The following is a 9507-nucleotide window of genomic DNA, read 5'->3' on the forward strand; positions in this document are numbered from 1 at the left end:
GCGCCGGGGGCGGGGCCGCTCCGCCCAGCCCGCGCCGGGAACGCGCGGCTCCGCCCAGCCCGCGCCGAGAACGTCCGGCCCCCTCCGACCTCGGCCGGATTCCGCCCCTCGATCACCATTTCGTCGGATTGTGCGGTGTTACGTTGAGATGAGCGGGGGCGGTCGGATCAGGAAGAGACACGGCAGTGAGCAGCACCACGGCGGCTTCCCCCGGCACCCACCGGCTCCATGACGCCAGGACCTTCGGGGCCGCCGTCTCGCGGACCTTCCTGCCGGTGGACGTGGAGGTCGGGGCGCGGAGCGGCTTCGACGCGTCGGATCGAGGCGTACGACCACCACGGGCTGCTCGTGTCGCTCGTGGACGCGCCCGCGCACGAGATCCGCTACCTGCCCGGCGGCGCGCGCGAGCACGCGGGGGCCGTCAAGGTGTTCTTCCAGCTCGGCGGCGCGACCGTGGTCCGGCAGGGGAACCGCGAGGCGACCCTGGAGCCGGGCGCGCTCTCCCTCGTGGACACCGCCCGCCCGTACCGGCTGCTCGGCGAGGGCGCGTTCCGCTCGCTGATCCTCCTGCTGCCGCGTACCGCCGTGGACCTCGGGGAGCCCGAGCTGGCGCAGCTCGCGGCGACCGCCGTCACCCCGCACGACGCGCTCGCGCGGATCGTGCTGCCCCACCTGTCCGAGACCGCGCGGCACCTCGACGCCTACCGGGGCGAGGCGGGCGGGCGGCTCGCGCGGGGCACGGCGGAGCTGGTCGGGGCGCTGCTGCGGACCCGGCTCGGTACCGAGGCCGCCGATCCGCGCCGGGCGCGCAGGGCGCGGCTGCGGGCGGAGGCCGAGGAGTGGATGCGCGCCCACCTCGGCGAGGCCGGGCTCGGGCCCGAGGAGATCGCGGCGGGAGCGCACATGTCGACGCGGCAGTTGCACAGCCTCTTCCACGACACGGGGACGACGGTCTCGGCGTGGCTGCGGGCGCGGCGCCTGGAGGCGGCCCGCGACGATCTCGCCGACCCGCTCCTGCGCGGGCTCACGGTGACGGCGATCGCGCTGCGCCGGGGCTTCACGGACAGTTCGCACTTCACGCGTGCGTTCAAGGCGGAGCACGGGGTCACGCCGAGCGAGTACCGGGCGGGGGCGCGGCTCCGGGGCGTATGAGCCGGACGAGAATGGCGTGCGCTCCCCGGCCACGGGCTGTGCGCTGTGGGGCAGGCGGGGCGGCTCGCGGCCGAGCAGGCTGGGGGGCGAGGCCGGGCGCGGGGGAACCGCGCGGCGGCCGGTGCGGGCGGACCGCACGGACGCGAGACCTGGAGGAATCATGCCGGAACTGCTGAAGGACAAGGTCGTCGTCATCACCGGCGCCGCGAGCGGCAACGGGCGCGCCATGGCGCTCCGCTTCGCGGAGGAGGGCGCGAAGGCGATCGTGGTCGCGGACGTGCGCGAGACGCCGCGCGAGGGCGGGGCGACCACGGTGGAGCTGGTCGAGGAGCAGGGCGCGCGGGCGGTGTTCGTACCGACCGATGTCACGGACCGCGCCCAGGTGCGCGCCGCGGTGGCCGCCGCGGGCGAGTTCGGCGGGCTCGACGTGTTCGTCAACAACGCGGGCATCACACGGTTCGAGGAGGACCCGCTCGCGACCGAGGACGCCGTGTTCGACCTCATGATGAACATCAACGTGAAGGGCGCCTGGATCGGCTCGCAGGAGGCGGTGCGCGACTGGACGGCGCGCGGCGTCGGCGGCTCGCTCATCAACCTGTCCTCGATCGGCGGCATCCAGGGCTCTCGTGCGACGCCGCTGTACAGCGCGAGCAAGGGCGCGATCCGGCTGCTCACGTACTCGTTCGCCGACGCGTACGGGGCGAAGGGCATCCGGGTCAACGCGATTCACCCGGGGCTCGTGGACACCGAGATGATCCGCACCGACCTCGCGGCGTTCAGCGGCGGCGGCTCGATCCCGATGGAGCGGCTCGCGCGACCGCGGGAGATCGCGGACGCGGCCGTCTTCCTCGCAAGCGACCTGTCCACGTACGCGAACGGGTCCTCGCTCGTGGTGGACGGCGGTTTCACGACATCGATGTGAGGCGGCGCCAATGTGAGGCGGCGCCGATGTGAGGCGGCGCCGGGCGGGGCGCGCGTCCCGCCGGGCCCCCGCCGCGGGACGCGCGCGTCCTCCCCGAGGATGACCCTGACGACTTCAGGGGGACGACCCTGACGACTCGTGGGGGACGAGGGCTCGGCCGCGTCCTCCCCCTGAAGACGGATTCTTGCCCGCCCGGCACATTCGCACCCGTTCTCGACAGGTGCGGGACCTGATCAGCGCATACGGTCGGTTCCATGACGGATGGGCGGAAGGCCGGTGCGGGGGCCGGCGGCGGGACCGGGGGCGGGGCGGGGGCCGCCGCCGGGCTGAGTGCTGCCGAGGTCGCGGAGCGGGTGGCACGGGGGGAGGTCAACGACGTTCCGGTGCGCAGTTCGCGGTCGCTCACGGAGATCGTGCGGGCGAACGTCTTCACGCGCTTCAACGCGATCATCGGGGTGCTGTGGCTGGTCATGCTCGCCGTGGCGCCCTTCCAGGACAGCCTCTTCGGGTACGTGATCGTCGCCAACACCGCGATCGGCGTCTTCCAGGAGTGGCGTGCCAAGCGGACGCTCGACTCGCTCGCCGTGATCAGCGAGGCGAAGCCGACCGTGCGCAGGGACGGGCGGGCGGCGGAGGTCTCGTCGAGCGAGCTGGTGCTCGGCGATCTCATCGAGATCGGCCCCGGGGACAAGATCCCGGTGGACGGCGAGGTCGCGGAGGCCGAGAGCCTGGAGATCGACGAGTCGCTGCTCACGGGTGAGGCCGACCCGGTCGTCAAGCAGCCGGGCGACCCGGTGATGTCGGGAAGCTTCGTCGTCGCGGGCGGCGGCGCCTTCACCGCGACGAAGGTGGGGCGCGAGGCGTACGCGGCGCGGCTCGCCGAGGAGGCCTCGCGGTTCACCCTCGTCAGCTCCGAGCTGCGCTCCGGTATCTCGACCATCCTCAAGTACGTCACGTGGGCCATGGTGCCGACGGCGATCGGCCTCGTGATCAGCCAGCTCGTCGTCGAGGAGCACAGCTTCAAGGACGCCGTGGCCCGTACGGTCGGCGGCATCGTGCCGATGGTCCCCGAGGGCCTCGTGCTGCTCACGTCCGTCGCCTTCGCGATCGGTGTGATCCGGCTCGCGCGGCGGCAGTGCCTGGTGCAGGAGCTGCCGGCGATCGAGGGGCTCGCGCGCGTCGACACGGTGTGCCTCGACAAGACGGGGACGCTCACCGAGGGCGGCATGGACGTCTCCCGGCTCGCGCCGCTCGGCCCGTACGACGAGGAGCGGGCCGCGACCGTGCTCGGCGCCCTCGGCGCCTCCGACCCGCGGCCCAACGCGAGCCTCCAGGCCGTCATCGACGCCTACCCCGACACGAGCGGCTGGCGGGTCGAGCAGGCGCAGCCGTTCTCCTCGGCGCGCAAGTACTCGGGCGCCGTGTTCGCCGGGCAGGGCGGCTGGCTGCTCGGCGCCCCCGACGTGCTGCTGCCCGCGGGACACCCGGCGCTCGCGGAGACCGAGGAGCTGAACCGGCAGGGCCTGCGGGTGCTGCTGCTCGCGAAGGCGCGCGAGGGCGCGGCGCTCGACGCGCCGGACGCGGCGGGGGACGCCGATCCCGCCGCGCTCGTCGTCCTCGAACAGCGGCTGCGCCCGGACGCGGCCGAGACGCTGAGGTACTTCGAGGAGCAGCACGTCGCGGCGAAGGTCATCTCGGGGGACAACGCGGTCGCGGTCGGCGCGGTCGCGGCGAAGCTCGGGCTGCCGGGGGCGGAGAGCGCGGTGGACGCGCGCGAGCTGCCGAAGGACCCGGCGGAGCTGGCCTCGGCGATCGAGGAGCACACCGTCTTCGGGCGGGTGACGCCGCAGCAGAAGCGGGAGATGGTCGGCGCGCTCCAGGCGCGCGGGCACACGGTCGCGATGACCGGCGACGGCGTCAACGACGTCCTCGCGCTCAAGGACGCGGAGATCGGCGTCTCGATGGGCTCGGGCTCGGAGGCGACGCGCGCGGTCGCGCAGATCGTGCTGCTCAACAACAGCTTCGCGACGCTGCCCTCGGTCGTCGCCGAGGGCCGCCGCGTCATCGGCAACATCACGCGGGTCGCGACGCTCTTCCTCATCAAGACGGTCTACTCGGTGCTGCTCGCGATCCTCGTGGTCTGCTCGCAGGTCGAGTACCCGTTCCTGCCCCGGCACCTGACGCTGCTTTCGACGCTGACGATCGGGGTCCCGGCCTTCTTCCTCGCGCTCGCGCCGAACAAGGAGCGGGCCCGCCCGCACTTCGTGCGGCGCGTCATGCGGTACGCGGTTCCCTGCGGGATCGTCGCGGGCGCGGCGACGTTCGTCGCGTACCTCATCGCCCGCGCGCACTACTCGGGGCACGGGGCGCTCGACGCGGAGACGAGCGTGGCGACGCTGACGCTCTTCCTCATCTCGCTGTGGGTCCTCGCGATCGTCGCCCGCCCGTACACGTGGTGGCGGGTGCTGCTCGTCGCGGTGATGGGCTTCGGCTTCCTGCTCGTCCTCACGGTGCCGTGGCTGCAGGACTTCTTCGCGCTCAAGCTCGTCGGGACGACGATGCCGTGGACGGGCGTGCTGATCGCGGTGATCGCCTCGGTGGTCCTGGAGTTCGTGTGGCGCTGGGCGGGGCGCCGCTTCCCGAGCGAGCCGGCGGCGCAGACCCCGGCGCGGGCACGGAGGCTGGCGCGGAGGGGCGGGGCGACGCGGGCCGACGAGAAGTAGCCGGTACGGGGGAGGGCCCCGTACGCCGGTACGGGGCCCTCCGTGAGCGCGGTGCGGCACTCACCTCATGTCGGTCACTTCACGTCGACGTAGTCGCCCCCGGCGGAGACGGCCGGGGTCGTGGAGGTCCCCGCGAAGGAGTAGCGGAAGTAGCCGTCCGCCGTGGCCTTCGTGGTGGTCTTCAGGTTGCCCTTGCTGTCCGTCTTGACGGTCTTGAGGGTCGTGTAGGTGCTCGACCCCTTCTTCTTGAACTGGAGCTTCACGGACTGCTTGGTGTAGCCCGCGTACTTGTCGGTGTCCCAGTTGGCGCGGGTCAGGGCGCCCGTGACGGTGACGGTCTTGCCCTTCTTCACCGGCTCGGGCGAGGCGTTGACGGTGAGCTTGGAGGCGCGCTGGAGCGAGGCGGTCGCGGCCTTCTGCTGCTCGACGGTGCTGATCTTCGAGTCGTCGGCCTTGTCGGGGTTCTGGCCGTTCCAGGCGATGCCGCCGAGGAAGACCTTCCAGGAGGCGCCCGCGTCCGCGTTGGAGAGCTTCGAGGCGGGGACGGTGATCTTCGTCGTGCAGGAGAGCGAGGTCGCGCTCGGCTCGGCGCAGGAGATGCCGCCGCTCCAGAAGTTCCGCGCGGCGTGGTCGACGTCGGTGCCCCGGTAGAGGCCGACGACCATGTCGACGCTGCCGTCGAAGACGTCGACCTTCTTGCCGTGCTTGGCGGTGAAGGTGACCTTCACGGTGGTCTTGGCCGTTCCCGTGGACACGACGACGGGCTTGCCGCCGTTCACGGTCGCCTTGCCGAAGCTCAGGTCGAGCGCCGGGGGCTTCGTCGCCGCCTGGGCGGCGGGGGCGGCGAGGGCGCCGAGGGCGAGGGAGCCCGCGAGCGCGGCGACGGCCGCGGTGGCACGCATGCGCATGTGTTTCCCCTGAGGGAGAAGGTGCCCGCGCCGCGCCGGGTCCGGCGGCGCGCGTACGGGACGCGGCGCGCCGGACGCGCGGGGGCGCGGGGCACATGTGATCGAGGAGCCTCATGGCTCGTACGAGGAGACAGGCCGGGAGGCATCCCGGTTGCCCTCGCCGATCAGACTTTCCGATCACATTAGTTTCACAGGGGAGTCACATGACCCCCTCGTCGCCGAGGGTTCAGCCCGCGTGCCTGCGGACCTTCAGCGCGTTGTCCCTGCGGTGGTGGGCCTCGCCGTCCGGGGCGTGCTGCACACGGTCGTGCTCGGCGGCGGTCAGGACGTCCCACTCGCCCTCGGGAAGCCGCAGGCTCTCCAGGACCTCCTGCGCCGAGGGCAGGTGGAGGGCGAGGTGCGGGTCGCCCTCCTCGTACGACTCCCAGGGCGCGAGCCCGGCGTGCCCGATCACGAGGAGCGTGCCGCCGGGGGCGACGGCCTCGGCGGCGCGGCGCAGGATCGCCTCGCGCGGGAAGGAGGCGTCGGGCGAGTGCAGGAAGGACGCGGTGACGAGGTCGTAGCTGCCCTCGGGGAAGCTCGTGCCGAGGACGTGCTGCTCGAAGTGCGTACGGTCGGCGACGCCCGCATCGGCGGCGTGCGCACGGGCGCGGACCAGGGCGGTCTCGGCGATGTCGGTGCCCGTGACGGTCCAGCCGCGCCGCGCGAGCCACACGGCGTCGGCGCCCTCGCCGCAGCCGAGGTCGAGGGCGCGGCCCGGCGTCAGGCCGGAGACCTCGCGGACGAGCGCCGCGTTGGGCTCGCCGCTCCAGATGCGGTCGCTCTCCGCGTACCGCCCCTCCCAGAAGGCGCGCCCGTCGCCGAAGTCCTCGCCGACCGTGTGCTGGGGGTGCCCGCTCATGCCCGTACCTGCCTCTCTCGCACAGACCCGTGCGACCACGGGGTGAGCTGCCAGGGTGCGGGCGGGGGCGGGCGCGCGCCAAACTGCGTTGCCGTTCCGGCAACAAGGGCGCGCCCGCCGCGCGGTCAGTCGAACCAGCGGTCCCGCGCCAGCTCCGCCGTCCGCGAGTCGTCCTCCAGGAGGGCCGCGACCTCGAAGCGCCGCGGCCACTGCCCCGCCGCCCAGGCGAGGCCCGCCGCGACGCCTTCGACGGTCGCGGCGTGCACGGTGCCGTCGGGCGTGTGCCGCCAGTCGACCTCGACGCCGCCCGCGGTCAGCTCCTCGTACTCGGTGTACGTGGCGGGCGTGCGCGGGCCGAGGAGCGTGCGGACGGCCGCGGGCACGTCGTGCACCGTGCCCTCGCCCTCGACGCCCGCGGGGACGGCCTCGCTGAGCCTGCCGACCTGGAGGAGTTCGGCGAGCGCCGCCGCGAGAGCGGGCCGTACGGGCAGGAGCGGCCGGTCCCCGGCGAGCGGGAGCAGGTCGGGGACGTCGACGACGTACGCCTCGGTCGCGTCGACGACGTACGGGGACGCGCCGGGCGCGGCGGGGACGGCGCGCAGGTCCTCGGGGAGCGTGACGTTCTCGGGGTCGAGCGTCGCGAGCGCCGAGTAGAGGCCGTGGAGCTGGGCGGCTGTGACCTCGCGGGACGGGTCGGCGAGGCGGTCGAGGAGTTCGGCGGCGCCGCCGGGCTCGTCGAGCAGGGCCGTCGCGGTCGTCCGCACGCCGAGGGCGCGCAGCACCTCGGCGTCCTCGAAGCCGCTCGCGTCGGCCTCCTCGTAGAGCCCGGCGAGGAGCGGGTCGCCTCCCGCGGCGAGGAGCCCGGCGGGGCGGCGTCCGCCGAGGACGGGGTGGCCGCGCAGCCACCAGGCGGTGTAGGAGCGGACGGATTCGGTCGTGCCGTCGGGGAGCAGGACGCGGACGGGGGCGGTGAGGGCTTCGCGGAAGGGCGGGCGGGCGAGGAGGGCGAGGGCTTCGGGCCAGCGGTCCTCGGCGACGAGGTCGAGGTCGCGGACGGCGAGGAGTTCCGTCGCGACGGGCGGCACGGGCGTGTCGGGGAAGCGGTCGAGGACGTCCTCGCACCACACGTCGACGGCGTCGAGCAGCCCGGCGTCGTCCGGCTCGGGCCAGTCGCCCTCGCGGGGCTCCAGCTCGTCCGGGTCGAGGACGGTGTCGTGGGCGCGGACGAGCGCGAAGGTGCCGAGCACGCCGCAGGCGGCGAGGGGCTTCTCGCCCCAGCGCGCGGCGAGGTCGGCGTCGACGGCGGCGAGCGCGTCCTCGCGCATGACGGCGGCGAAGGCGCCGCCGGGGAGGACGAGTTCGCAGGCGGGGGCGAGTTCGCCGTCCTCGTCGGGGAGCGCGAGCGCGCCGAGCCAGGGCTCGTCACCCGCTTCGATACGGGCGTCGCGGACGAGTCCGAGGACGAGTTCGGCCAGTTCCTCGGGGTCCGGCAGCCCCTCGGTCTCCAGGCCGCCGTCCCAGGGCTCCTCGTCGAGCGAGGCGGCGACGGCGGCGCGCACCTGCGGCGTCGTGAGGACGGCGCGCGGGGTCGCGGGGAGCGCGCCGAGCTTTTCGAGGAGCGGGTGCGCGGCCTCGGGGTGGGCGACCTTGAGGCCGAGCCGGGCGAGGACGTCGGCGGCGGGGCCGCCGTCCGGGAGCGGCAGGAGGATGTGGCGGGGGCCAAGGGCGGTACGGCCCGAGGCGAGCGGGACCGGGAGCCCGGTGAGGCGGTCGGGGTCGACGCCCGCGAGCGAGTCGTAGAGGCGGTACCACCAGCCGGGGGCGCGCTCCAGGCCCGCGAGGCGGTCGACGGCCTCGGTGAGCGGGACGCGCGCGATGTCGAGTGTGCGCAGCGCGGGATGGCTCTCCAGACCGGCCGGGAGCAGGCTCGGCAGGACCTCGGCGAGGACGTCGACGGTCTCGCGGCCCGCGCCCGAGACGACCTCGGCCTCGACGGGCCGCAGCGCGGTGAAGCTGCCCGGCTCCTCGCCCTCGTGCGGCACGGCGGGCGCGAGGAAGGCGGTACGGGGCAGCAGCGCGAGGATCGCCGCGCGCACCGCGCCGTCCAGCGCGGCGCGCCCGAGCGGCCCGGGGACGAGGTCGAGGAGGGCCGGGGTGACGGGGCGCCAGTCGGCGAGGAGTTCCGCGTACGCCTCGGCGGCGCGCGCGACGAGGAAGTCGGTGAGCGGGCCCGGGGCGACGTGGCGGCGGCTCGTGTCGAGCGGGAGCGTCGCGATGAGCAGCGCGGGCACCCCGAGCGGTTCCTCGCTGGGCGTCGGGGCGTGCACGACGGGCACGGTGCGGGGCGCCTCGGGCGCGCCCTCGGCGTCGACGGGGACCGCCCAGGTCACCGCCCACCAGGGGCGCAGGCGTTCCTCGACGGGGCGGCCCGCGAGGAGCGCGGTGTCGAGGGCGCCGCCGTGGCTGACGGTGCGCCAGCGGCGTACGGCGCCGTCGTCCTCGATGACGGTGTACGGCTCCTCGGCGCGGCGGCGCAGCACGCGGGTCCCCTCGGGGGTCTCGACGACGATCTCGGCGAGCCCGGGCAGGGAGAGCAGAAGGGCGTCGTCGATGCCCGCGAGGAGGCGTTCGATCAGGTCCTCGGCGACGGCGTCGCGCAGCGGCAGGACGACGACGGTGTCGTAGCCCTCGGGCGCGGAGCCCTCGGCGGCGAAGGGGAGGCGCAGCAGCGGTACGTGGCCCTCGCGGCGCCGTACCTCCTCGTCGAGCGCGGGCAAGCCGAGCGCGGCGACGGCCTCGCGGGCCTCGGCGAGCGACCAGCGCACGCCGCCGGTGCGGCCGAGCACGGCGGGCTCGTCGCTCACGGCGAGGACCGCGGCGAAGCCGACGCCGAAGCGGCCG

The 9507-nt window shown here is 74.7% G+C and carries 6 protein-coding genes; 3 read left to right on the forward strand and 3 right to left on the reverse strand.

Translation table 11 applies throughout. The annotated features are described in order from the left end of the window. Positions 1-348 precede the first annotated feature (348 nt). The 3 genes from G3I42_RS04790 to G3I42_RS04800 all read left to right on the forward strand — a co-directional run bounded on the left by G3I42_RS04790 (position 349) and on the right by G3I42_RS04800 (position 4797). The gene (locus tag G3I42_RS04790; protein ID WP_164282661.1) at positions 349-1152 is read left to right on the forward strand and encodes a helix-turn-helix domain-containing protein; all 804 of its coding nucleotides are present in this window, start codon (positions 349-351) and stop codon (positions 1150-1152) included. Positions 1153-1312: 160 nt separating this feature from the next. Further along, positions 1313-2074, forward strand: coding sequence for a glucose 1-dehydrogenase (locus G3I42_RS04795; RefSeq protein ID WP_164282663.1), 762 nt, complete (start codon positions 1313-1315; stop codon positions 2072-2074). Positions 2075-2328: 254 nt separating this feature from the next. Further along, the gene (locus G3I42_RS04800; RefSeq protein ID WP_164282665.1) at positions 2329-4797 is read left to right on the forward strand and encodes a cation-translocating P-type ATPase; all 2469 of its coding nucleotides are present in this window, start codon (positions 2329-2331) and stop codon (positions 4795-4797) included. Positions 4798-4871: 74 nt separating this feature from the next. On the opposite strand, the gene G3I42_RS04805 is transcribed toward G3I42_RS04800, so the two are convergent. The 3 genes from G3I42_RS04805 to G3I42_RS04815 all read right to left on the reverse strand — a co-directional run. Continuing rightward, entirely contained in the window at positions 4872-5699 is an 828-nt protein-coding gene (locus G3I42_RS04805; protein ID WP_164282667.1) for a DUF2291 domain-containing protein, read from the reverse strand. 232 nt (positions 5700-5931) lie between these two features. After that, positions 5932-6606: a class I SAM-dependent methyltransferase gene (locus tag G3I42_RS04810; protein ID WP_164282669.1), complete on the reverse strand. Its 675-nt coding sequence runs from the start codon at positions 6604-6606 to the stop codon at positions 5932-5934. Between the two features lie 125 nt (positions 6607-6731). Next, on the reverse strand, positions 6732-9507 hold a 2776-nt coding region (locus G3I42_RS04815; RefSeq protein ID WP_164282672.1), incomplete at its 5' end, for a molecular chaperone Hsp90.

Source organism: Streptomyces sp. SID11385 (assembly GCF_010548245.1).
In the GTDB taxonomy this organism is placed as follows: domain Bacteria; phylum Actinomycetota; class Actinomycetes; order Streptomycetales; family Streptomycetaceae; genus Streptomyces.